The organism is Aerococcus sp. UBA6277, from assembly GCF_002440555.1.
In the GTDB taxonomy this organism is placed as follows: Bacteria; Bacillota; Bacilli; order Lactobacillales; family Aerococcaceae; genus Aerococcus.
In genome coordinates, this window is record NZ_DJUR01000043.1 from 97,951 (window position 1) to 122,513 (window position 24,563).

Annotated in this window: 21 protein-coding genes; 6 read left to right on the forward strand and 15 right to left on the reverse strand. The window is 38.5% G+C overall.

The genetic code is table 11. From position 1 onward, the window contains the following. Positions 1-30: 30 nt before the first annotated feature. Positions 31-1,635 carry an ATP-binding cassette domain-containing protein gene (locus tag B2V22_RS07920; protein ID WP_290491732.1) on the reverse strand — a complete coding sequence of 535 codons (1,605 nt, stop codon included), beginning with the start codon at positions 1,633-1,635 and terminating at the stop codon, positions 31-33. A 106-nt stretch (positions 1,636-1,741) separates the two neighbouring features. Here B2V22_RS07920 and B2V22_RS07925 point away from each other — a divergent pair, with 106 nt between their 5' ends. Continuing rightward, positions 1,742-2,623 carry a helix-turn-helix domain-containing protein gene (locus tag B2V22_RS07925; RefSeq protein WP_290491734.1) on the forward strand — a complete coding sequence of 294 codons (882 nt, stop codon included), beginning with the start codon at positions 1,742-1,744 and terminating at the stop codon, positions 2,621-2,623. 315 nt (positions 2,624-2,938) lie between these two features. Here the strand turns inward: B2V22_RS07925 and B2V22_RS07930 are convergent, their stop codons facing one another. The 3 genes from B2V22_RS07930 to B2V22_RS07940 are packed head-to-tail and all read right to left on the reverse strand — an operon-like array spanning position 2,939 to position 5,642. Beyond that, entirely contained in the window at positions 2,939-3,742 is an 804-nt protein-coding gene (locus B2V22_RS07930) for an ABC transporter ATP-binding protein (protein ID WP_290491736.1), read from the reverse strand. 15 nt (positions 3,743-3,757) lie between these two features. Further along, positions 3,758-4,657, reverse strand: coding sequence for an ABC transporter permease (locus B2V22_RS07935; RefSeq protein WP_290491738.1), 900 nt, complete (start codon positions 4,655-4,657; stop codon positions 3,758-3,760). Between the two features lie 22 nt (positions 4,658-4,679). Further along, on the reverse strand, positions 4,680-5,642 hold the full coding sequence (locus B2V22_RS07940) for an ABC transporter substrate-binding protein (RefSeq protein WP_290491740.1): 963 nt from the start codon (positions 5,640-5,642) through the stop codon (positions 4,680-4,682). Between the two features lie 493 nt (positions 5,643-6,135). On the opposite strand from B2V22_RS07940, the gene B2V22_RS07945 reads away from it, so the two are divergent. After that, complete coding sequence (locus tag B2V22_RS07945) at positions 6,136-7,389, forward strand: diaminopimelate decarboxylase family protein (RefSeq protein ID WP_290491742.1); 1,254 nt, start codon at positions 6,136-6,138, stop codon at positions 7,387-7,389. A gap of 88 nt (positions 7,390-7,477) precedes the next feature. Here B2V22_RS07945 and B2V22_RS07950 read toward each other — a convergent pair whose 3' ends face one another. After that, positions 7,478-8,503 carry a M15 family metallopeptidase gene (locus B2V22_RS07950; RefSeq protein WP_290491744.1) on the reverse strand — a complete coding sequence of 342 codons (1,026 nt, stop codon included), beginning with the start codon at positions 8,501-8,503 and terminating at the stop codon, positions 7,478-7,480. A gap of 151 nt (positions 8,504-8,654) precedes the next feature. Between B2V22_RS07950 and proB the strand changes: the two genes are divergently transcribed. From proB to B2V22_RS07965, 3 genes are all read left to right on the forward strand, one after another. After that, positions 8,655-9,458, forward strand: a complete 804-nt coding sequence (proB, locus tag B2V22_RS07955) for a glutamate 5-kinase (RefSeq protein WP_111857399.1) — start codon at positions 8,655-8,657, stop codon at positions 9,456-9,458. Positions 9,459-9,550: 92 nt separating this feature from the next. Next, positions 9,551-10,819 (forward strand): glutamate-5-semialdehyde dehydrogenase, encoded by a 1,269-nt coding sequence (locus B2V22_RS07960; protein ID WP_290491748.1) that lies wholly within the window; start codon positions 9,551-9,553, stop codon positions 10,817-10,819. Between the two features lie 106 nt (positions 10,820-10,925). After that, positions 10,926-11,924, forward strand: a complete 999-nt coding sequence (locus B2V22_RS07965) for an asparaginase (RefSeq protein ID WP_290491750.1) — start codon at positions 10,926-10,928, stop codon at positions 11,922-11,924. A 386-nt stretch (positions 11,925-12,310) separates the two neighbouring features. Here the strand turns inward: B2V22_RS07965 and B2V22_RS07970 are convergent, their stop codons facing one another. From B2V22_RS07970 to brnQ, 10 genes are all read right to left on the reverse strand, one after another. Further along, entirely contained in the window at positions 12,311-13,393 is a 1,083-nt protein-coding gene (locus B2V22_RS07970) for an LLM class flavin-dependent oxidoreductase (RefSeq protein WP_290491752.1), read from the reverse strand. 153 nt (positions 13,394-13,546) lie between these two features. Then, the gene (locus tag B2V22_RS07975) at positions 13,547-13,975 is read right to left on the reverse strand and encodes a PPC domain-containing DNA-binding protein (protein ID WP_290491754.1); all 429 of its coding nucleotides are present in this window, start codon (positions 13,973-13,975) and stop codon (positions 13,547-13,549) included. Positions 13,976-14,164: 189 nt separating this feature from the next. Then, positions 14,165-14,914 (reverse strand): CpsD/CapB family tyrosine-protein kinase, encoded by a 750-nt coding sequence (locus tag B2V22_RS07980; RefSeq protein WP_290491756.1) that lies wholly within the window; start codon positions 14,912-14,914, stop codon positions 14,165-14,167. A gap of 11 nt (positions 14,915-14,925) precedes the next feature. Continuing rightward, positions 14,926-15,681, reverse strand: coding sequence for a YveK family protein (locus B2V22_RS07985; RefSeq protein ID WP_290491758.1), 756 nt, complete (start codon positions 15,679-15,681; stop codon positions 14,926-14,928). A gap of 147 nt (positions 15,682-15,828) precedes the next feature. Further along, complete coding sequence (locus B2V22_RS07990; RefSeq protein ID WP_290491760.1) at positions 15,829-17,664, reverse strand: polysaccharide biosynthesis protein; 1,836 nt, start codon at positions 17,662-17,664, stop codon at positions 15,829-15,831. Between the two features lie 71 nt (positions 17,665-17,735). Further along, positions 17,736-18,512, reverse strand: a complete 777-nt coding sequence (locus B2V22_RS07995; protein ID WP_290491761.1) for a tyrosine-protein phosphatase — start codon at positions 18,510-18,512, stop codon at positions 17,736-17,738. A 203-nt stretch (positions 18,513-18,715) separates the two neighbouring features. Next, positions 18,716-19,171 carry an NUDIX hydrolase gene (locus B2V22_RS08000; protein WP_290491763.1) on the reverse strand — a complete coding sequence of 152 codons (456 nt, stop codon included), beginning with the start codon at positions 19,169-19,171 and terminating at the stop codon, positions 18,716-18,718. An 11-nt stretch (positions 19,172-19,182) separates the two neighbouring features. After that, positions 19,183-20,055 carry a DegV family protein gene (locus B2V22_RS08005; protein WP_290491765.1) on the reverse strand — a complete coding sequence of 291 codons (873 nt, stop codon included), beginning with the start codon at positions 20,053-20,055 and terminating at the stop codon, positions 19,183-19,185. Between the two features lie 92 nt (positions 20,056-20,147). Further along, complete coding sequence (locus B2V22_RS08010) at positions 20,148-21,017, reverse strand: DegV family protein (RefSeq protein WP_290491767.1); 870 nt, start codon at positions 21,015-21,017, stop codon at positions 20,148-20,150. 384 nt (positions 21,018-21,401) lie between these two features. Continuing rightward, complete coding sequence (gene brnQ, locus B2V22_RS08015) at positions 21,402-22,757, reverse strand: branched-chain amino acid transport system II carrier protein (RefSeq protein ID WP_290491769.1); 1,356 nt, start codon at positions 22,755-22,757, stop codon at positions 21,402-21,404. Positions 22,758-23,017: 260 nt separating this feature from the next. Here brnQ and B2V22_RS08020 point away from each other — a divergent pair, with 260 nt between their 5' ends. Next, positions 23,018-24,538: an FAD/NAD(P)-binding protein gene (locus B2V22_RS08020; RefSeq protein ID WP_290491771.1), complete on the forward strand. Its 1,521-nt coding sequence runs from the start codon at positions 23,018-23,020 to the stop codon at positions 24,536-24,538. Positions 24,539-24,563: the final 25 nt, after the last annotated feature.

Genomic DNA, 24,563 nt, shown 5'->3' on the forward strand with positions numbered 1-24,563 from the left:
CTTTTTGCGTCCCTTCTTTGCAAATTGATATCAACTTGGTTGTACTCTTCTACTTTCTAAATAGTATTTTCTAGTGTAATTTTTCATACTCTCTTCCGGGACATAATGTTCGACGTCTATAACTAACTTATTTAAATTAGCCACTGTTTTGTTTATGGCTAAAGCATTCTGTTTATCTAGTGAAGCATTTCCTTCATCAATTAAGAGTATTGGTTTATCAAACAGAATTGCTCTTGCAATTTCTACTCTTTTCAATTGTCCTCCTGATAATCCTTCTCCATCTTCTCCGATTAGATAATTTAAACCTACTTGCTGTATTAATTCTTCTAACCCTGCTTTTTTAATTGCTTCACTTAACTTTTCTTCGCTTACTTCTTTTCCTAATGTAATATTGTTTCTCAGTGTGTCATTAAATATAGCAACCGTTTGGGGAATTAAACTTACATAATTGTATAATTCATTTTTGCTAATGCTTTTCATATCTTCGCCATTAATGAAAATTTTACCATTAGTTGGGGTTAATTCTTTTGTCAGTAATTTTAAAAATGTCGATTTACCACTACCTGAAGCTCCTTCTAAAAGTACATCATCGTTTGAATTTAATGTTAAATCTAAATGCTCAAAAATTTTCTTGTCCTCATAATTGAATGAAACATTTTGAAAAACAACCGAATCAATCTTCTGGTTCCTTAATACATTGGTATCATCTGGCTGTTTGAATTCCAATGTATTAATTATCGTCTTCTTGATTTCTCCTATACTGTTTAACTTGTTTATACACTGCGATAATCCTAAAAAATTATTTATGATCCAACTACTGGAGTATTGAACAGCTACAAAAGACGCTAACGAAATTCGCCCTTGAATAGTAAAGTAGATACCCATGCCAATCGGAAAATACATAAATAAATATGATAAAGCGATGACCAATGCATTCGACAATGAGATGGCATTATTCATATCTTTAGTACTCTCTTCTAAACCTTTTACTTTCTGATAAAATTTTTTAATGAAATAATTTTCGGATTTATATGAAGCTATTGTTTCAGCCCCACTTAAGATATCCTTTAGCATAGAACAAAAGGATTTATTCTCTTTTGTCCAATGACTATTACTTTCTTCTATTTTTTCTTTATAAATGTTTGTAAACAGTGGTGTTACTGATGTAAACACTAAAAAGATAACGGTCATTAAAAAACTATTGCTCATAGAAAAAGTCAAAATAACAACTAGAGTAACTAAATAGCTGACGACATTGAATAGTTGCTTTACGTAATTTTCTTCAAGTAACTTGAGATCGTTCATAAAAAATGATGTATTACTTGATACTCCTTCGGTTTTACTTAAAGAAGTCTCTTTTTCTAAAATTTTCCTTATTAATTCAGTCTTTAAAGACGTGTTAAAAAAAGCAATATTCTTATTTGTCCAAAAATCTTTTAAATAAGTAATAATAGAAAACAATATGTAACCCAAGACAACAAGAATAATGTACTTTAATAATAGAGAGGTGTCTTTTTCCTCAATAACCTTAAAAATATACGCATAAGTAGCGGCATTAAAAGTAGTCTCTACTGCTGCAAGTCCAATGAAAATAAAAGCTGCAGCTAGGTACTGTTTATTATAAAATTTAATCATTTGTATCCCTCCGTATCCGTTTGTACTGTTATTTTATCTTATTTCGAGCACTCTTTATGTTATGATATGGGTCATAAACTACCCAAAAAATACGGAGGTACATCAGTTGATAGGATTAACGTTTAGAAAAATACGTATGCAGAAAAACATTTCACAAAAAGAAGTTTACACAGGCATTGTTTCTAGATCTTTCTTTCAAAAATTTGAGAAAGGACTACACTCTATTTCTGTAGAAAAATTTCAAGAATTATTAAATAGGATAAATGTATCTTACGATGAATTTATGTATAAACATCATGGGAAACTCTTTACCACAGATGATTTTTTAGTGACTATTTTTAACGCTTACTGGAATCAAGATCCACATTCTTTAACCAACCTCCATAACAAATTACGCTTTTCGTCCAATCAAACAGAAGTCTTTTTGAGCAGAGTTGCACTATTATTCAAACTTATTTTATCTAAAGAGTCAGATGGTGATTTAAGTTTCGACTTTATCTTTAACTATCTAGACAGAATAAGCAGCTGGACCTTTTTTGAAACAAAATTATTTAATAATATTATGTCTATAGTCCCTTCTAAGAAAAGAAACCAATATTTCAAAAAAGCACAATTTTTTTTCGACAACAGCAAAGGACTAGCAGCCGTTAATAGTGAATTTTCAAACTGGCATTCTCATCTTTATGTCAATTTTATCCATTTAACTTTGGAAGAAAAAGAACTCAATAGAGCAAAAATAGCTATTGAAGACATGCGGATAAGTCGACAAAATTTATATACCAGTGAGCGGAATGAACTGGCTTATTTATTTTTAAAAAACTTAATCCGTCTTTATGACAAGAAAGAAAGAGACCAAGCAATAGAAGCACTAAAAAAAATAACCGATTTGTCACAAATAGTAAATAAGTTGAATAATGAAACCTATTCAAAATTGGTCACTACTCACCAAGAAAAGACTGAACCATTGCATGCTAAAAGCGAAAACTAATTAACCCGATTAAAAAACTACATAATCTCTGGCTTGTTACGCTCTTAATCAAATCTATGCCTTATACGAGAAGGCAAACTTATAGACAATTGGATATTTTCCTGCTGGAGCGATTGATTTTGAAAAAAGTTTATAGAGAGATAACATCACTAGAGGAATGTCTGCCTTATCGTATTAAATCAAAAAGAAATAACTAAGAAAAAAAATAGAACCTCTTCTGGGTCGTAAAATCAGAAGAGGTTCTATTTTTCTATTTATTATTCTTGTATCAAAAATAATCATTTATGGAATATCATTTTATATACGGTCTCGCTCTCACCCTAGTATTAAAGCGTCATCGTTTAATGCACGTCCTGATTGTTTTTTGAACATGTCTAATAATTGTTGTACGGTTAATTGCTTCTTCTCTTCACCAGAGATATCAATCAAGATGCGGCCATTGTCCATCATCAACAAGCGGTTACCCATTTGTATGGCTTGTTCCATATCATGTGTAATCATCAAGGCTGTTAATTGATCTCGTTGGATTACTTCTTCAGTTAATTTTAAAACCATGTCCGATGTTTTAGGGTCTAAGGCTGCTGTATGCTCATCTAATAGTAAGACTTTTGGCTTTTTCAAAGTCGCCATCAATAATGTTAATGCTTGACGTTGTCCACCAGAAAGCAAGCCAACTTCAGCAGTTAATCTATTCTCCAAGCCTAAGTCCAATAGTTTCAAGGCTTCTTTAAATTGTTCACGTTGCTTGTTGTTGACCCCTCGTCCAAATCCAAATGAGTGTCCGCGACGGTCTGCAATAGCCATGTTTTCTTCGATAGTTAAGCGGCTAGCAGTCCCCATCCGTGTGTCTTGGAATACGCGTGATACTAGGCCTGCACGTTTGTTGGCATTTAGGTTAGTCACATCTTTATCTTCAATTTTAATAGTCCCTTGGTCTACCAATAGCGAACCGGCAATGGCATTTAGGAAAGTCGATTTTCCAGCCCCGTTACCCCCAATAATGGTGATGAAATCCCCTTTTTCCACCTTTAGGTCGATCCCTTTTAATACGTGGTTTTCGTTTGGTGTTTTAGCTTCAAATGTTTTATGTACACTTTGTAATGTTAATACGCTAGTCATTGGTCAAACTCCTTTCTACGCTTCTTTACTTGTGATTGAATTTTTCACAACTTTTTTACCGTGTTGACGAACAGCTGGCACCCCAAGCGCTACGGCTAGGATTAAGGCTGAGAATAAACGGACGTCATTTGGATTGAAGTTTAATTCTAATACCAATAGTAATAGTAACCGGTAAATGATTGACCCTAATACAATCGCTAATAAGCGTTTTACAAAGGTGATGTTTTTCCCGATGGCTTCGCCAATGACTACTGAGGCTAAACCGATAACCATTGCCCCAACACCCATGTTGACATCTGCATAGCCGTTGTTTTGCGCTAATAAACCACCTGATAAACCAACTAATCCGTTGGCTACCATGAAGCCGATAATCTTTGTCCAGTCTGTATTGATTCCGTTGGCTTCACTCATCATATAGTTATCACCTGTTGCACGGATGGCTAAACCGATTTGCGTATCGAAGAACCATTTAAGTAAGGCGATAATAGCTATAACAACGATTAACCCAATAACGATAACTGCTGAAGTCTTGTCTTCAATCAATTGACGCATTTGCGTCACCAAAGTATTTTGACTTAATAATGGTAAGTTAGCTTGACCTAAAATACGTAGATTAATAGAGTATAAACCTGTCATGGTAATGATTGACGCAATCAAAGCTGGCACTTTTAATTTTGTGTGTAATAAACCAGTGATTAGTCCAGCACCTGCCCCAATGACAAATGATAGTAAGGTGGCCATCCAAGGTTCCATGGCAAATTCAAAAATTAACCGTGATACCAAAGCTGCCCCTAAAGAAAACGACCCTTCAACGGTCATATCGGCTACGTTTAGGATCCGGTAAGTCAAGTAAACCCCCATCGCCAATAACCCCCATAACAATCCTTCTGATATACTGCCTAAAATAACACTCATGTTAAAATCCTCTCTCTTCCCTTTATTCTGCCACTTGGATGCTATCAGGATCAATGCCCAGCGCTTCCGCCATGTCTTCATTTACGTATAATTCTAATTCTTCAGCTTGCTCAATCGGCATGGTCGAAGGATCTTCACCTTCAATTACACGTGCTGCCATTACAGCTGTTTGACGGCCCAATTCATAGTAGTTTAATGAGTAAGTCGCTAGTCCACCATCTTCCACTTGGTCAATTGATCCAGCAACTACCGGCACTTGGTATTGTTCAGAAACTGCACCAACCGTTGACGCTGCCCCTGCCATGATATTATCTGTTGGAATATATAATAGTTCCGCTTCAGACATCACAGAATTCAAGGCTTGTTGTACATCATTAGTTGAGGTGACCGTACGAATGACTGGAATTTTACCAGCCGCTACAATAGCTGCTTCAGCTTGTTCTGCTTGAATCTGCGAGTTGACCTCACCCGTGTTGTAGATGATGCCAACTTTTTCCGCTTCAGGTTTAATCGACATTAAGAGCTCAACTTGCTGCTCAACCGGCATCTGGTCGCTTGTTCCCGTCACATTTCGGCCCGAACCCTCTAGTGATTCCGCCAAACCTGCTGTTAAAGGATCAGTTACGGCTGTAAAAAGGAGTGGTTTCTCCTCTTCCGTCACGGCCAGTGCCTGAATCGTTGGTGTTCCGATACCTAAAACTAGCTCAGAATTCTTCAACAGTTGTCCTGCCATTGGATACAAGTTGGCTTGCTGACCTTGGGCATTCATCCGGTGGTAAACCACGTCAACGCCCTCTTCATACCCCAGTTCGGTCATCCCATCAATAAAACCTTGCTCCGCATCATTTAAGGAATTGTGGTCCATAATCGACAAAATACCGATATCTATAATGCCATTATCTTCAGAATTCTCACAGCCAGCCACAAAAATAGCCAAACTGGCTAGTAAAGCTACCAAGCTTTTCTTTAAGCTTAATCTTTTCATTATTTACTCCCCTTTATAATCAATCCAAAGAAAAAAGCACCTATCCAGATAAAATCTAAATAGGTGCTTATAGCGCTAAAATATCTAGCTATGCCACAATAGATTTTATCTCTACGTGGCCACTTGTTACGCAACAAAATGTTTAGCCATCATAGATACGGTTCAGTTGTTTACTGACGTTTGTATCTATGATCTAAAACAGATTTCATAAATACAAACTACCTAAAATAGCTAAAGTAAAAGCGATTATTCGTATGTAGGCTGTTCATTTTCATCAATAAATCCCCTCGAATACGGCTACCATTCATCTAGTTGCGTCTTTCAATAGCATTATCATAGATTTAATTAAAAAAATTGTCAAGCCAATTCACATAGATTTTTCATATAGTTGTATTTTTATAAGGTCATTATCAGACAAAGATTCTAGGCTTGCATAAACTACCTTTTTTCTTCATAATGAGAGTAAGATTAAATTTAAAGGAGACAACAATTCATGCAAAATAAACGTCCATTTACTAGCCTGGCAAAAGTTGAAGAAATTGCCGCTGAAATCCCTACACCATTCCATTTATACGACGAATCCGGTATTAGAGACCGCTGCCGCCGTCTAAAAAAAGCTTTCTCATGGAACCCTAACTTCCATGAATATTTCGCTGTTAAAGCCACACCGAATCCACACGTATTGAAAATTATGCAAGAAGAAGGTATGGGCGTCGACTGTGCATCTTATACAGAACTTGTATTAGCTGACAAAGTTGGTTTCTCTGGCCACGACATTATGTTTTCATCTAACGTTACGCCAGCAGCCGACTTCAAGAAAGCCGCTGAACTTGGTGCAATCATTAACTTTGATGACATCACCCATATCGATTTCTTCAAAGAACATGTAGGTGAATTCCCAGAAACTGTTTGTATTCGTTACAATCCAGGTGGGACATTCGAAGTTGCGAATGGCATCATGGATAATCCTGGTGACGCTAAGTACGGTATGACACCAGAACAAACCCGCCAAGCCTTCCAAAAATTAGCAGACTACGGCGTGAAAAACATTGGTATCCACTCATTCTTAGTTTCAGGTTCGACATCAAACGAATACTATCCAAAATTAGCTCGTACATTATTTGAATTAGCGGTTGAATTAAAAGACCAAACTGATTTAAACATCGCCTTCATCAACCTATCAGGTGGTGTTGGGGTGGCTTACAAACCAGAAGAAACACCAGCAGACATCGATATCATCGGTGACGGTGTGCGCCAAGCTTACGAAGACATCATGCAACCAGCTGGCCTAGGCGACGTCGCCATCTTTACCGAATTAGGTCGTTGGATGTTAGCTGAAAACGGTGGTTTAGTAGCCAAAGTCCTACATGAAAAAATCACTTATAAAGACTACCTAGGATTAGACGCATCAGCCTCTGACCTATTACGTCCAGCAATGTACGGCGCTTACCACCACATCTCTGTTTTAGGCAAAGAAGACGAAACTGCCGACCAAACATACGATGTAACAGGTGGTCTATGTGAAAACAACGATAAATTCGCTATCGACCGTCAATTACCCAAAACAAACATTGGCGACTACATCTGGATCCACGACGCAGGTGCCCACGGTGCCTCAATGGGTTACCAATACAACGCTAAATTACGTTCAGCAGAAGTCATGTTAAAAGAAGACGGCACATTCAAACAAATCCGTCGCCCAGAAACACCAGAAGACTACTTCGCAACTATGGACTTTAATTTCTAAAAATAATATCCAGCAAAAGGCGCTCGATCATGATGTTCGGGCGCTTTTTGCTGGATTCTTTTAATTTGTTCACAATTAAGTCAGCACTTTAAACTAATCCTTCTTCTGTTAATGCTGTTTGATAGTTTACTAGGGCTAAGAATTCTTCTAATGTGATGTCATACTTAGTGATATATTGCGCAGCTTCTACACCGACATAACGGTAGTGCCATGGCTCAAAGCTATACCCCGTTACCTGCCCTTTTCCTTGTGGGTACCGTATAATAAAACCATAATCTTGGGCATTTTCTGAGAGCCATTGAGCTGATGGTTGGTCTGCATACGCCTCATCTAAACTGCCACCGATACTTGTCCATTCAGTTCCTAACCAGTCAAAGGCTAGTCCAGTTGAATGTTCACTGGCTTCTGCTGGTGCAAAATAAGCATTTGTTAGGTCACGCGCTTCTGATTCTGAATAGCCTTGAGCTAAGTAATCTTGAAAACCATTCTCCACATTTTGTGCTTGATAAGCAATGGTCCGGTGAGCAGAAATTGTCGACAAGGTATACCCGGCACTTGCTGCTGCATCAATCAAAGCAGTATAAGCATCTGTAATCGCTGCGTTATAGGGTTTACCTGAACTTGCATAAGCAAAATCCATCACTGGTTCGGTAAGTAATGGGTTAAGCTTATTGACTAATTGATATTGTGCTGAATCTACATCAACTTCTTTAGGTAGGTCTGTCAGCAACTGGGCCAAGGCTGCAGTTTCGTCCATCTCCAGCGTAGCAGCTACATTTGTTGCGATATCCTTCACAAAATAAGTTTGGATGTCATCTGCATAGTCGGCTGAAAATTCGGCCATTTGACTGGCTTCTTCATCAGTTGTGGCGTTTGATGCAACCGGTGTGGTGATGGTTTCTGCCAACTCAGCTTTACGTGCTTCAGCCTTTTCCTCATCATCTGAAGAGGCACTTTCTTCGGTGGTTTTTGTATCTGTGGGCTGGTTTGTGGTGGTTTCTGTTTCGGCGTTGGTCTTGCTGTAGTTGATATCATAGGCAGCAAGCGCTAAAATAAAGGCCAGTACGATGGCGATGTAGGCCTTGTTAAAGTGGTTCATGTTAATTTTTGACACTTAAGTCACTCCTTGTTTTCCCCATTTGTCTATATCCCTGCCTAAAAATCACAGGTCCTCTATGCTATAATAACAGAGTGAGATTTCAATTCGATTAAAAAAGAGTAAAACTAATTTTAATATACAAAATTTTTAGATGAGGATGAATGAGATGAATCGTGAAGGAATTTTAAGCGCAGAGAGAATTGTTGTGAAAATTGGGACACATTCTCTTTTGAATAGTCAAAATCAAATCAATTATAACCGGATTGACCGCCTAGCTTTGGCCCTTTCTACCTTAATTCAAGAAGGTAAGGAAGTGATTCTTGTAACCTCGGGTGCGATTGGTGTTGGTTCTGTCAAAATGGGCTTAACTAGCCGACCTACCGATATGGCGTCGCAGCAAGCAACTGCCGCTGTTGGACAAGTTGCTTTGATGAATTTATATAGTCGGTCATTTAACTACTACAGCCAATTTATCGGGCAAATCTTGTTAACACGGGACATTATCGACTTCCCGGATTCTTACAACAACTACAAGAATGCCATGAATGCCTTATTAGGACAAAAAATCTTACCGATTATCAATGAAAACGATGCGGTAGCAGTTGATGAAATGGACCACCAAACCCGTTTTGGTGATAACGATACCCTATCTGCCTTGGTTGCTTCAACGATGGACGCGGACTTGTTGATATTCCTAACAGATGTGGACGGCTTTTATGATGACAATCCGAAGCGAAACCCTGGTGCAGTTCGCTTTGATGTCTTGCATGAGGTGACTGACGGCTTAATGGATATGGCTAAGGGTGATGTTTCGGCCTTTTCAACTGGAGGAATGGAAACGAAATTGACGGCTGCTAACGAGTCTTTAAAATCCGGACAAATGACGGTGATTATGTCATCTGAAGATCCTATGCAGATTTTAGACTTAGTTAAGGGCGAATCAATTGGAACTCTTTTCATGCCAAAATAAGCGAATCTAATAGCCTTTCTTAAGATCAATGGTTATAATAAATGAACAACATGAGAAAATACTCATAATTCTAATGTAATGGAGGTACAAACATGATTGATGCACAAGGTTTACTCGCCCTTGGTAAAGCTGCAAAGTTAGCATCCCGGGAATTAGGTAAGTTGCCAAGCCAACAAAAAAATGCGGCTTTATTAGCAATGGCTAAGTCCTTGCGGGCTAAGCAAGCGGCTATTTTAGCGGCGAACCAGGCCGATATTGAAAATACACGAGAGGCTGGTCGACGCCCCGAAAGCTTTATTGAGCGCATGACCTTAACTGAAAGCCGGATTGACGATATGGCCGCTGGTTTTGAAAAGGTGGCGAATTTGCCGGATATTATCGGGCAAACGGATGAAATGTGGTTTACAGAAGATGGCATTGAGATTGGGAAGAAACGTGTACCTCTTGGGGTTATCGGGATTATTTTTGAATCACGTCCAAATGTAACAGCAGACGCTACTGCCCTAACCTTTAAAGCCGGTAATGCGGTCATTTTACGTGGGGGTAGCGAAACGATTCAATCCAACTTGGCCATTATTGAAGCCATTAAAGCTGGATTATCTGAAGCTGGCGTAACAACAGATGCGGTCAACTTGATCGACAATCCTGACCGGGACTTAGCAACTCAATTTATGCAGATGAATCAATATTTGGATGTCTTAATTCCACGTGGTGGTGCAGCCTTGATTCAAAATGTCGTGAAAAGTGCGACTGTGCCAACAATTGAGACAGGTATCGGAAACGACCACCTGTACGTGCATGAAGCGGCTGATTTAGATAAGGCTTTAGACATTTTGAAAAATGGCAAGCTACAGCGGGTTTCAGTATGTAACGCTTTAGAAAACCTACTAGTCGACGAAAAAGTTGCGGAAGCCTTTTTGCCACAAATTGTTGAATCCTTTAAGGCGGACAAGGTTGTGGTGCACGGAGATCAAAGAACGCAGGAAATCTTGCAAGGAAAGATCGAGATCTTACCTGTTAGTGACGAAGATTATGCGACGGAATTCTTGGCTTATGAAATTGCGGTCAAGGTGACTTCTGGCTATGATGAAGCGATTGAACATATCCAAACTTATTCATCTGCCCACACAGAAGTGATTGTAACTCAGGACTACTCGGTAGCCCGTCAATTCGTGGATGATATTGATGCTGCTGCGGTGGTTGTTAACGCCTCTTCTCGCTTTACAGATGGCGATAAATTTGGTTTCGGTGGCGAAATTGGGATTTCCACTCAGAAATTGCATGCCCGCGGACCAATGGGGATTGAGGCTTTAACGACTTATAAATATGTGATTTATGGCGACGGGCAAATCCGTCAATAAGATTCAATTCGATTGTAATACGGTAAGGAGACCCTAGCGGATACACCTGTCTGCTAGGTTTTTTCGTGGTATAATGGGTCTAAATGATTTTTATGAGGAGTATGACATGACCAAGCGCATTTTATTTATACTAACTGGTGGGACGATTTCGGCACAAGATTCTGACCACGGCCTCGTTGCCGGGACCATCAACCAAGAACTAACCGAAATCTTAGCATCTTCTGGACTAGACTTTACTTATGATGCAGTCAACCTATTGTCTATCGATTCAACCAATATGCAACCAGAAAACTGGCTACAGATGGCCCAAGTAATCCAGGATCAATATGATGCTTATGATGGCTTTATTGTGGTGCATGGAACGGACACCATGGCTTACGGCGCTGCTGCCCTATCTTACTTGGTTCAAAATAGCGCCAAACCGATTGTCTTTACTGGGTCCCAAGTGCCCCTATCAAAAATTGGTAATGATGGCGTGAAAAATATCCTAGACGCTGTAACCTACGCCATTTCTGACCAAGCTTACGCTGTATCAATTGTATTCCATGGGGAAGTTTTACTGGGCACCCGGGCGCGCAAAGTACGGTCTAGGTCCTACCAAGCCTTTCAAACCATTGATTTCGCCAACCGTGCAGTTGTCCGGTCACAAAGGGTTTTGCCTATCTTAAATCAATCTAGTGATTTAGGGCCAGTTGAATTCTACAACCAATTGAATCCGCGCGTGGGCTTAATTAAATTAACGCCCGGCCTTCCTGCTCAAGTCATTGAAGCCTATTGTCAGTTGATGGATGTCATCATTATTGAAGGTTTTGGGATCGGCGGGATTCCACAATTGACATCTCTTGATTATGCAGGGCAAATTCGGGCAGCCGTTAACCATGGAAAATATGTGATTTTAACCACTCAAGTGCCAATGGAAGGATCTGATTATGAGGTCTATGCAGTTGGTCAGTCAATTCTAGGGAAAAAGCATATTATCGAAACAGCGAATATCACCAGCGAAGCCCTAGTCATGAAGGCTATGTGGGCGCTTGGGAATTCGGAAGATTTTAACCAGTTTAAGGCCATGATTCAAACAACTGTTGATTATGATTACCTCAAGTAAAAAAATAAAGCAGGTGTACCCTTTTAGACTAAGTGGGTGCACCTGCTCTTTTTATTTAAGTGTTTTTGATTAAAGTAGCTTTATGAGTGGTTAAGCCAAAGCTGTATGAATATTTGTTGCCCTAATTATCTTGATAAGTATATGGACGGTCCCTGTATAATTCCTTGTCGTAACCTGGCATATTATTGGGTGACGCGCAAATCTCATTTTCGTCAATCTTATCTCAATATTTACTTGGCAAATATTGTTGTAAGTTCTTACGATGATAATTAAACGACAAAAAACATCTGTCTTTATAGTGGTTTGTATTCTTTTAAACAAAGAAAAAGAGCTGAATTGGGGATATTCAGCTCCATGTTATTTTATATTGCAATTGTTGATTTACACTAGTTGTTTTTGGTGTATTTTTTCACTTCAGGAATAACCTTTTCACCTAGTAAATCAATGGTTCGTTTGATTTTATCTATCGGAACGCCACCCATATCAATTTGGCCGATATACCGGTCCATACCATAGACTTCATATTGGTAAATCAATTTATCAACAATCATTTCTGGACTACCCGCCATCATTGTATCTTGAACAGATCTTGATTGAGCGAATTGTTGCTTAGGAAAAATAGAGCCATTTGAATGTAAGAATGATGATTTCACATGTGGGTAAAACTCTGCCAATGCTTCTTGACCTGTAGGGGCAATATACATAGGGCTAGCTGTTGTTAACGGATAGGTTGTTGGGTCTATACCAAGATTCGCTAGCTCTTCGTGGTAGGCCTCCACAGCCGGATAAAAGGCCATAGCCGGCCCAGCTAGTGTAGTGAGAACCATAGGAATACCAGCCCGGCCAGCTTTCACTGCTGACGCTGAGGGGCCGCCTACACCCCGCCAAATTGGAATGAAGTTGTCTTTTGGTTTAGGGAAAATTTCTGCTTGGTTTAAACGGTGGCGGAATTGCCCTTCCCAAGTGATTTTTTCACCCTTTTCAACTTGCTGGTTGATGTAATTTAATAACTCAAATTTTTCTTCGAACAATTCTTCATAGTCGCGTAATTCATAACCTAATAGTTCAAATAAACCAATTCGAGAGGCACGACCACCTACTAATTCAACCCGCCCGTCAGAAATTAAATCCAAAGTAGCAAAGTTTTCGTAAATTCGAACCGGGTCAGATGTCGATACAACAGTTGATGAAGAGGATAATTTAATCTTATTCGTCGCTTGGGCAATGGCCCCTAAAATGACTGCATGTGCTTGAGAGACAAAGTGTTCTTGGTGAGATTCACCAAGGGCAAATATATCTAAGCCTGCTTGTTCAGCGTGCTGAGCTGTTTCGATTAATTCTTGAATTCTTCTTTGTTCCCCTACCCCTTGGTTGGTATGTGGGTTTGGGGCATAGTCACCTAAAGAATACAGGCCAAATTGCAAGCCTTCATTTGGTTTAAAACCAAACTTCTCTTTCATTGTTGTCATCGTTATTCTCCGTTCATTTTTGAATATATTTTTACATTGTTCTATTATAATTTCAAATTCGAATTCATACAAGATTTTAGCTTACAATTTGTTAGTTAAGGGAATTTCTGTTAGTCAGATACTCTTCATTTTACAATCAAACGAATAAAGACCTTATTTATTGAAATCGAACAAGTTCAAACCGGTTTCTGCTTGGTCTTTTGACCGTTCCACTTCACCAGAAATCATATGAACAAAAATTTCTCCAGTACCTGAAATGATGGCTTCGTTCAAGTGGCCACCAACTACTGACCCATCTGCACGGCCAAATGTAGCATGTAGGTGGTTATATTGTTCGCCGTCCATCATCGACATATTGCCGTTCAATGAAGTTAGCTCTAACTCTTCACTTAATTCGTTGGGACTGTATGAACGCTCTGCCACATTGTATTGGCTGTATTTCACCTGGTCACAAGCGCCAATCCCTTGAACCGTTGCTAAAGAGATTTTCTCACGCTTAGCTAATTCTGCTAACGTAGAAATAACCTCTTCGCCTCTATCAAGTCGTACAACTAACACATCGCCAAATCGTCTATAATCCATTTGCTTATTCTCCTTTGTCAAAATTCACAAGTTATTTTACTTCTTTGACTAGAATAACACACCCAGAATCAAAACCATTATCAAAAGCCGTCCAAAAAGCAATCGAAATCCCTAGCCATCTGGACTACTCCGATGCGCAAGCGCAAAAAAAAGATAGAGCCGAAACCCTATCCCTTAATTTGAAATCTATTATTTGCTTGTTTCGCTTTGACCATAGCCATAACCGTAGCCATATCCATAACCATAACCCAATTTATTGGCATCTTCCCCGTTATATATGGCACCAATCACGTTGGCATTTACCACGTCCAATAAATCTTTCGTTTTGCGTACTTCGTTTTTGTTAGCAATTCCTGAACGAACAACCACAATCACGCCATCTACACGCGTGGCAACAACTTGTGCATCGGTAACAGCTAGGATCGGTGGTGTATCAAAAATAACTAAGTCAAACATTTCTTCTAATTCGCCGATTAATTCAGCCATACGGTTTGAACCTAGTAATTCAGATGGGTTTGGCGGAATTGGACCAGCTGCTAAAATGTAAATATTTGCATCCGCAACATAGTTTACAGTATCCATGATGTTTGCATCACGATCTGTTAGTAAACTAGTCAAACCAACAGTTGTGTTGATATTAAATGTTTTGGCTACTGTTGGTTTACGTAAATCAGCGTCTACTAATAAGACACGCAAGCCTTGTTGCGCCATTACAGCAGCAGTATTGGCTGTAACAGTTGATTTACCTTCCCAAACACCAGATGATGTGAACATGATTGATTTAAAATCATGGTCAACCATTGAGAATTGGATATTCGTACGGATTTGACGGAAAGATTCAGAAATGACGTCATTTGGTTGCGTAACAGTAATTAAACTAGCGCCTCGGCGTTGTTCTGCATTCATCTTGTCAAAATGTTTTCTATTATTCTTAAACAAAATTGAACCTCCTAGACACGACGACGGTTTCTAGAACCATCTTTAACTACATTACCTTTGAAGCGCGTATCTTCAACTTTACTTTTATCCATTTGTGGAATAGATCCTAATAAAGTCCAACCAAGCTCTTCAACGATATCACTGCTCTTAACTGAATTATCTAACATTGCATTGACTAATTGCAATACAACACCGACAATCAATCCTAATAATGCACCAATGATGATGTTTAAAATCACGTTTGGTGAAGTTGGCGATTGACCAGGTTCAGCTGGGGTTACAATCGAAACGTTCTCTACTTGTAATACTTGTTGTACAATTTCAGAGAAAGATACAGCAATTGCGTTGGCTAAATTAGCAGCTAAATAAGGTGATTCATTCTCTACTGAGATTGTAAATAGTAATGAATCTGAATCCATAGAAACTGTGACGTTTTCTGCTAATTCACTAGCAGTCATGCCTTCTGCTTCAGGTACCGCTGCAATAGCAGGATCAAGCACTAATGGACGGCTTACCAATGATTGATAAGTGTTTAAAAGTGTCAAGTTCGCTTGTAGGCCAGATTGAGTGATTGTATTTTCTGTAGTAGCGGTAGCAGTGTTATTCACAACAATATCAGTTGTAGATGTATATTTTGGTGTCATTAAGAAAAATGTCACTAAAGCTGCTAATACAATCCCAATAACAGTGGTTGAAATAATCTTCCAAATATTCGCAGTAAGAATATTCAGTATCTCAATTAAAGAGATTTCTTGGGTGTCGTTCATCTCGTCCTCCTCGAGCAAATATAATTTATAGTATTTACTTCCTATTTGAATATATTATCATAACTATGTCAGTCTACCATATCAGTTTTTAAGTTTTCAATAAGATATTGATTTATTTAATATTTATTATTTTTTACTTGATTCTCATTATCCATTTTCCGACGTTTTAGCATCACGATGAACAAATTCAACTAATTTTTTATTTAAACGATCATCATCTACAACAGTTAAATCTAAGGATTCAACAAATTCATAGATTTCTTCAATTGGTTGACTCTTAATTTTACCCACAAAAATCTTATCATCAACTTTTTGACCAGTTGTTTCGTCTGTTAGCAGTAATTCTTCATATAATTTCTCTCCAGGACGAATACCACTTTCAACAATTGGAATTTCCTTTTCAGTAAATCCAGATAGTTTAATCATTTTCTTAGCAAGATCTAGGATCAGGACTTCTTTACCCATATCTAAGATAAATAATTCCCCACCTTCTGCTTTAGCGCCAGCCTGGATAACTAAGCGACTAGCTTCAGGAATCGTCATAAAGTAACGACGCATTCTAAAGTCAGTGACTGTAACTGGTCCACCTTTTTCAATTTGTTTCTTGAAGACAGGTATAACAGATCCTCGTGAGCCTAGCACGTTACCAAATCGTACAGCTGCAAATTTTGTATGCGTTGAAACTTTATCCATTCCAGTAACTAGCATCTCTGCAATTCGTTTTGAAGCACCCATTACATTTGGTGGATTATTTGCTTTATCTGTTGATACCATAACGAAGACATCTACATCAGCATTTTTAGCCGCATGAGCAACATTCATTGTTCCGAAGACATTGTTCTTCACTGCTTCAGTTGGGTTAGCTTCCATTAACGGCACATGTTTGTGTGCTGCTGCATGGTAAACGATATCTGGTTTGTAGGTTTGCATGATTTGTTCAATATGTTCTTTATCTTGAACGTCCGCAATGATTGGAATAATCCGAGTATTTGGTAAGTCTTTTTGAGCGAACTCTTGGTTGATCAAGTAGATTGAGTTTTCCCCGTGACCTAAAAGATAAATCGTTTGAGGCGCAAATTTAGCTACCTGGCGACAAATTTCAGAACCAATTGACCCGCCAGCACCTGTTACTAAGATATCTTTACCAGAAATTTGACGGAAGGCATCTTCATCATCTAACTCAACCTCATCACGCCCCAAAAGATCAGAAATTTCAATTTCTTTAGGTCCAGATACTGTATCCATTTGATAACCTAATAGCGTTTTTTCAACTGAAGGCATTTGACGAACATCCACGTCGTATTCAATACCCCAGTCTAAGATTTGCTCAATCTTTTCACTTGGTAAGGTTGGTGCCGTAATAATGATGTTTTGTAAGTGATATTGTTCGATAATACTTGGAATATCTTTAATGCAACCTAAGATACTCAAAGTATCCATTTTCTTATGTAGTAACTCTTTATCATCATCTACAAAGCCAACGAATCGGTAAGCTCCATCATTTTTAAATTGTTTAAGGAAAGTATTCCCACCTCGACCTGCACCTACAAGTAAAGTTGGTTCAAAGACCCCTTCACCGTTTGGTAGGTTTTCTCTACGGTCCATTGTTAAGCGCCATAAAGCTCGCAATAAAAATGTTAAAACAATGGCAAATACAGCTAATAAAAAAACAAAACGAATAGAAAAACTTCTATAAATGATTGCTGCTGACGCTAGGGTTAAAATTGACGCAATAAAATGGGTAATCAGTAAATCTGAAGCCCCTTTAAAACTCATATAACGAATAATTAAATTATAGTTTTTTGTTCCTAAACTAGCTAGTATATAAGTAATGAAATAGATAATAGATAAACCTACCGTCACTGATAAGGTTAAACCAACATAAATTTCAAGTAATAGATATGCGGCAAAACCAGCGACTAATATCGATACAAAATCAGCAATCGCTAGTATCGAATATTTTTGATATTTAGAAAAATTCATTTACGCTTTACGCTCCCAACTTGTGCTTTTCTTTTTCCTGATAAATTGATTTAAATCTATAATCCAACAAACTAAAACAAACCAAAGAATTTCTTCTTACGTTTTGGTTGGTCTAAAACAAAATTGGTAATCATTGGATCCCCATTCACCAAACTTTTCGCATTGGCTTTAAAATCAAATACAATACGAGTCCCATACTCAGCCTGCATTTTATTGAAGGCTGCCTCCATATTAAAGCCCCTAGGTCCATGTGGACGGTGGGCATCTGAAGCGAGCATATGGACAAGATTTTCTTCAATCAACAAACGACTCGTTTCTTCAACCCCTGAACCAAACTCCCCTAAATATGAAGCTGCTGTTAACTGTGCGTAACACCCCATCTCCACAAAACGTTTTAATATTTCTGGTTTTTCAATAATCTTTTGATTTCGTTCCGGATGAACGATAATCGGCCGGATATTTCGTGACAATAAATCAAAGAATACTTGTTCCGCATAATGCGGTACTTCATGACTTGGAAATTCAATTAAAACATAATGGCCATCTAAATCTGTAAATAAAATTTCACCTTGGTCAATGTGGTCTAACATCTCACCATGGAGTCTGATTTCTTGACCAGGGAATACAACTAAATCAATGCCTCTGCGGTCAAGTTCTACTTGCAGTTGCCCAACAGCTTCTTCAACCTTGCTACGTTCATTAACAAACTCTGAATTACGGTGGTGAGGTGTGGCTAAGATATGGGTAATCCCTTCTTGAACAGCGACATTCGCCATCTCTATTGCCATTTCAATATCTTTGGCGCCATCATCCACGCCAGGTAATATATGATTATGGATATCTATCATTACATTCCCTCCTTTTCATTTAGTGACTGAAGTATTGTGATCACTATATACACAAAAAAGATTCAGTATACATGAATCTTTTTTGTAATTAGGGCATTCTCACATTTCTACAATATACTATTTGTAAACAATTTATATGTAAAAAATGGGTAAAGTCACCTTACAATTTCACAACAATCATTCATTTTTAACTACTATATACTCTACCGCTTTTCAACCAATTTTAAAACATCATTTTCATCATATACCAATTTAATATCCATCAATGTAGATGACCCAATCAATTCTTTGAGGAAAATACGGTCGCCTTCCCAAAGGGTTAAGTCAAAAATCTTGTCCTTGTCTACCCAAGCTAGGTCACCTTCTCTGGTTTGCCCGACCTCATTATTTTCTAATCGACCTGTATATAAGAAAATATACATGGGTTCTTGGTCCGCATAGATAAAAGTGACTATCCCCCGGAAAACGGCTGATTTCAAGTTTTGACCAGCTTCTTCTTTGACTTCTCTTTCCAAGCATTCCATAGGTGATTCACCGTGTTCAAATTTGCCGCCGATACCAATCCATTTCCCATGGTTGACGTCGTTGGCTTTTTTCGTCCGGTGGAGCATCAAGTATTGATCAAAATCATTTTCCAAGTAAATAAGTGTTGATAACATAAAGCCTCCACTTAGTCTAAGTCAGCGTCTACTAGTAATCCCATACCTAAGGCACCCTTACCGGCGTGAACCCCTAAAACGGGTGTTAAATATCTAATAATGATGTCTTCATTTGGATAGTTTTCTAGGAAAAAGTCTCTGAATTCAATAGCTTTATCATAGGCATCACCGTGGGCAAAGCCTAAATGCAGACGGTCACCAAATTGAGCACGGGCTTTTTCAAAGATACGAAACCAAGATTTTTTAATCTTTCCTTCCGTACGGATCTTCTCAAAAACATCTACTGTTCCGTCATCTTCAAATCGTAGGATAGGATAGATTTTTAATACAGAGCCGATAAAGGCTGAGGCTGCCTTGGCCCGGCCACCTTTGACCAAGTTGTTTAAATCTTCAATAAAGACATAAATTTCTGAATCTTGAATCATTTGGTTGATGGCTGGAATAATTTGTTCAGCTTTATAGCCTGATTCAATCAAACGAATCAATTCTTTCACTTCGTGGGCAATAATAATGGATACCGCCTTGGTATCGATTAAGTGAACATTGATTCGATCTTGATATTCTTGCATGACCATACGAGCTGTTTGGAAGGTCCCACTCAATTTACTAGACATAAAGACCCCGTAAACCTCGTCGTAACCCTTGGCTACCAGTTCATCCATAATTCGGTAATAGTCCGCGGGTTCGGGTTGAGATGAGGTTGGCAATTCGGCTACACTCACCATTTTGTGGTAGAAGTGTTTCAAACTCATTTCGTTAGTGGTATCATCCATCACTTCGCCATCTTTAAAAGCAATCTTTAAAGTTACCTCGTACACATCGGGATGGTTTTTTAATTCGTCAGGCAAGCTAGATGTACTATCTACAATGATTGCTGAGCGCATAATGTTTTCCTCCTTGTAACACTTGGTGTCTTGTGTTGATTTACAGTATATTATAACAAAAAAAATGCGATAAATCGCATTTTTCTCTCGTTTTACAATTCGGCATCTACCACTAAAAAGATCCCAATCGAACCGTTCCCTACATGGGTCCCTACAACCGGCGTTAAAGCAGAGACCGTTACTTGTGACATATCCATATCATCTGACATATGGGCAACAAGTTCTAAGGCGCGTTCTGAAGCGTTTGAGTGGGCTACAGATACATGCAAGCGGTCACCATACTTAGCGTAGGCAGCCTCGTAAATCCCTTTGAATCTTTCTTTCATTTTACGATCAGTACGGATTTTATCAATCACTTCTAGTGAACCCGTTTGGTCAATTTTAATTAAAGGTGTGATTTTTAATAGGTTACCAAAGAAGGCACCGGCAGCTGATAAACGGCCTCCTTTTACTAGGTTATCCAGTGATCCTACCATAATATAAGTTTCTGCCTCATTTGCTACCTTGTTTAAAGCAGGAACGATTTTTTCCGCCTTGTGGCCTGCTTCTAGTAAACGTAAGCATTCGTGAACAAGGTGTTGCGATACCCCTGAAGTCGATTTAGCATCGATAATATGTGTCGTTACTTGGTCAGTAAATTCACGTGACACGGCTTCTAATGACGATTTAGTCCCACTTAATTGACCTGAAATGACCACGCCATACACTTGATCATAGCCCGCTTTGACGATTTCTTCATATACGTCATAGATTTGTCCGTTTGTCGGTTGTGATGTTGTAGGCAGCACTGTCATTGTTTCTAGTTGATTGTAGTAGTCGGAAATCACTTGGGGATCGCTAGAATCTTCACAGACTTCCCCGTCTGGAAAAATAACGCTCAGTTTAACCTGGAATACATTTTCCAAGTTGCTAAGGTCTTCTGGTAAAGTTGCTGTTGAGTCAACGATAATTGCTGTTTTCATATATATGATTCTCCTTAAAAATACATCATTGTACTAAAAATGGTGTCGACATAGTTTACCATGTCCGCGAGTCAAAAAAAAGGGCAACTTTTAACAATTACCCCTTTTACTAGTTATAGTAACTAGATTATTCGTGAAGTTTCATTAACCATTGCAGCGCGTTTCAAGTTCAGTAGTATTTTTACTCTAGATAAAACGCATTTAAAAGATACTGTTATCAGGGCACTATGAGAAAATATACATTTACTTTATTTTGTTGGCATACGTAATAGTTACTATATGCGATAAAAAATAGTCTCTCTAAAGTTTATAAACGATAGTTGAATGTTGAAAACAAAAAAACACCCCACTTCAAATCAAGAAGTAGAGGTGTTATCGATTCGTTTAACTAGCTATTTTATCTTTTTCAGTGAGGATAATACCAATTACGAGCCCAAGAAGTCCTGGGATTAGCCATCCGAATCCGTAGGCGTAAAATGGTAAAACTGCTTGGGCGAAATGACCGATTGCGTCTCCACCAATTAGGTTGAAAATGCCATCTGGTAATGTTTTGATGAAATCAAACAAGGCAGCCACCATAGTAAAGCCAGTTACCCAGCGATAGACATGCTTACTAGTGTAGACGGGTTCACATAGGGCTAAAACCACTAGTGAGATTGCCAGTGGGTATAGGAACATTAATACTGGCGTTGATAAGCCGATTATCGTTGTTAAACCAACATTTGAAACGATAAACGATAAGCCAGCAAATAAAATCGTCCATTGTGTTAATGATAATTTATTTGGGAATAGCTCTTCAAAAGTTTCCGCACAGGCTACGATTAATCCAATAGCTGTTTTCAAACAAGCAAATACCATCACAATGGCTAACAAGATTGAACCAGCTGTACCGAAGTAGTGTTGGGTGATCATTGAAAGCGCGACGCCCCCATTTTCCTGAACATCAATAAAGCCACGACTTTGTGTTCCTAAGATGGCTAAACTGAAGTAAATTAAGCCCATTAATATAGCAGTTAACAGACCTGATTTAACGGTTGAATTGGCCAAGGCTTTAGGTTCGTTAACCCCTAATTTGCGGATTGACCGGATAATGATAATCCCAAATGCTAAAGCCGCCAAGACATCCATGGTATTATACCCTTCTAGGAACCCTTGGAAAAAGGCTTGGTTTGTATAGTTGCCAATCGCGTCAACTTCAGCCACACTCGTTTCTGGCATGGTAAATGCACGAATAAAAATAATTGCTAAGAAAATAAGAAACACAGGATTTAAGAACTTACCAATATAATCCATAATGTTTGATGGCCGAAGTGATAATGCCAAGGCTACACCGAAAAATAAGGCTGAATAAATCAATAAAGCGACAGGTGACTCAGCGAAACTTGTTGTCGCAAAACCCACTTCAAAAGATACAGATGCCGTCCTTGGACTAGCGAAGAATGGGCCTATAGTTAAATACAGTGCTACCGTAAAAAAGTATGCATATTTTCTAGAAATCTTACTTGCTAAATGAAAGACACCTTCTGAGTGTGTCATCCCCATAGCAGCTACTGCTAGTAAAGGTAGCCCAGTTGCAGTAATAATAAATCCTAGACTTGCTTGCCAAACATGGTTACCAGCCATTTGTCCCATTAAAACAGGGAAAATAATATTACCAGCACCAAAAAATAAGCCAAACAACGTGGAAGCTACGACAATGAGCTCGCGCATTGTCAGCTGTTTATTTAAATTTGGTTTCATAATTATAACTCCTTTTCGTATTCAACAAAAATACCATATCCTAACATAATACAACATTACATTAAGATAAAATTTAGGGAATTTTAATCCTATCCTCTTTTGAATTACGGATATTTCATAGGGAATTTTCTTGTAAAACATAGGAATATGCTATAATTTATAGCGTTAATAGGATGGGGAAAGTAAACGCAATAATCAAATATATTTCAATATACTTTCGTCCGCACAAAAATTTTTTAACAACATTTAAGGAGAATACTATGCAAATCGCGATTGTAGGATTAGGTGTAGCTGGAAATGGCACCCTGAAAGCCCTGATTGATTTTAAAAACCAACATCCAAAGCAACCCTTAACAATTGATATTTATGATGAATCTAGGTCCTTAGGCAATGGGTTCCCCTATCAAGAGGACGACCATAAGTTAGTAATGAATTCATATGCGAAAGATTTATCTATCGAAGCAGATAATCCTAATGATTTATTAGACTGGTTGTCATACCACCACAAAGAATACTGTAATCCAGGAGCCTTTATCCCCCGTGCAATGTACGGTGATTATTTAAAGGACCGTATGAAACATTATTTAGATAATGACCACGTTCATATCNNCCAACGTATTCAAGACATCCAAGTTGTAGATCAAACAGGTGATCATATTACAGGCAACCAAGAAAAGAATTACTACTATCAATTACAAACAGCTGATGGTTATTGGCAAAATACCATTTATAACGTCGTTTTTTTAAATATCGGGCATCCACCTTATGCGGATCACTACCGTTTAATGGGGCATAGCGGATACATTCACGACCCCTACCCGGTAATGGAGAAACTTGCCGCCATTCATCCTAGTAAAAAGATTGGCATCATTGGGTCCGGCTTAACTGGTCTAGATGTTATGCGTTACCTGCAATATCACTATGCTGGTCAACTCGCTCGTTCAATTACCTTCTTTACGCGATCTACACCATTCTCCTCTGTTAAACAAGGGCCATATGATGGTTATATTCAGGCTACTTTTAATATGGATTGGATTAAAAATCAGCAGTCAGCCCATAATGGTTATATTCCACTAGCTAATATTTTGGAAACTTTTATGGGAGATATGGCCGTTAATGATGTAGATGTTAAACGCGTAATTGACAGATATAGTAGTGGCTCTATCACGCAGATTCGTCAAGAATTAGCCCACTATGATCGCGATTTACATATATTCCAAATTTATGCGGGTATTGTCACGCCTTATTTGCCTTATATATACATGGGCATGTCGGTACTGGACCGCAATAGATACAAGCAAGAATATATGCCTATTTTTGAACATTTCAGAAGTCAAATGACGCATGAAGCCCTAGAGGATATTATGCAGTGGTATGACGAGGGTAAGGTAACCTTCCACGATAAACTGGCGGACATCAAACCATATAGTGATGGGGGGTTTGAATTGATTTTTGAGAACGGTTCAAGCAAGCATGTGGATATTTTAGTGAATGCAGCTGGATTTGAAAGTCAATTACTACCGGCAACACAACAAGTTGTATTCATAAAAAACATGGTTAACCGTGAAATATTTACCCCTGCCTTAGACGGTGGTGTGCTAGTCACCTGGCCTCAAGGACAAGTCATTTCTCAACGGTATGGAACGCTCGACAACCTCTTCTTGACAGGTCGTTGGATTATGACCACACAATACGGAAACAACAATGCAAAAATGTCTTTTGCCTTTGGACAACAAGTCGCAAAACAATTTCTAGATCGGCAAGTAACAGCATATAAATAAATAAAAGTCTGACTTGATTGCAATC

Bases quoted from the DNA above. Each gene is read 5' to 3' on its own strand.
- B2V22_RS07920 (WP_290491732.1), bottom strand. From the start codon at position 1,635: ATGATTAAATTTTATAATAAACAGTACCTAGCTGCAGCTTTTATTTTC.
- B2V22_RS07930 (WP_290491736.1), bottom strand. From the start codon at position 3,742: ATGACTAGCGTATTAACATTACAAAGTGTACATAAAACATTTGAAGCT.
- B2V22_RS07935 (WP_290491738.1), bottom strand. From the start codon at position 4,657: ATGAGTGTTATTTTAGGCAGTATATCAGAAGGATTGTTATGGGGGTTA.
- B2V22_RS07940 (WP_290491740.1), bottom strand. From the start codon at position 5,642: ATGAAAAGATTAAGCTTAAAGAAAAGCTTGGTAGCTTTACTAGCCAGT.
- B2V22_RS07945 (WP_290491742.1), top strand. From the start codon at position 6,136: ATGCAAAATAAACGTCCATTTACTAGCCTGGCAAAAGTTGAAGAAATT.
- proB (WP_111857399.1), top strand. From the start codon at position 8,655: ATGAATCGTGAAGGAATTTTAAGCGCAGAGAGAATTGTTGTGAAAATT.
- B2V22_RS07960 (WP_290491748.1), top strand. From the start codon at position 9,551: ATGATTGATGCACAAGGTTTACTCGCCCTTGGTAAAGCTGCAAAGTTA.
- B2V22_RS07965 (WP_290491750.1), top strand. From the start codon at position 10,926: ATGACCAAGCGCATTTTATTTATACTAACTGGTGGGACGATTTCGGCA.
- B2V22_RS07970 (WP_290491752.1), bottom strand. From the start codon at position 13,393: ATGACAACAATGAAAGAGAAGTTTGGTTTTAAACCAAATGAAGGCTTG.
- B2V22_RS07975 (WP_290491754.1), bottom strand. From the start codon at position 13,975: ATGGATTATAGACGATTTGGCGATGTGTTAGTTGTACGACTTGATAGA.
- B2V22_RS07985 (WP_290491758.1), bottom strand. From the start codon at position 15,681: ATGAACGACACCCAAGAAATCTCTTTAATTGAGATACTGAATATTCTT.
- B2V22_RS07990 (WP_290491760.1), bottom strand. From the start codon at position 17,664: ATGAATTTTTCTAAATATCAAAAATATTCGATACTAGCGATTGCTGAT.
- B2V22_RS07995 (WP_290491761.1), bottom strand. From the start codon at position 18,512: ATGATAGATATCCATAATCATATATTACCTGGCGTGGATGATGGCGCC.
- B2V22_RS08000 (WP_290491763.1), bottom strand. From the start codon at position 19,171: ATGTTATCAACACTTATTTACTTGGAAAATGATTTTGATCAATACTTG.
- B2V22_RS08005 (WP_290491765.1), bottom strand. From the start codon at position 20,055: ATGCGCTCAGCAATCATTGTAGATAGTACATCTAGCTTGCCTGACGAA.
- B2V22_RS08010 (WP_290491767.1), bottom strand. From the start codon at position 21,017: ATGAAAACAGCAATTATCGTTGACTCAACAGCAACTTTACCAGAAGAC.
- brnQ (WP_290491769.1), bottom strand. From the start codon at position 22,757: ATGAAACCAAATTTAAATAAACAGCTGACAATGCGCGAGCTCATTGTC.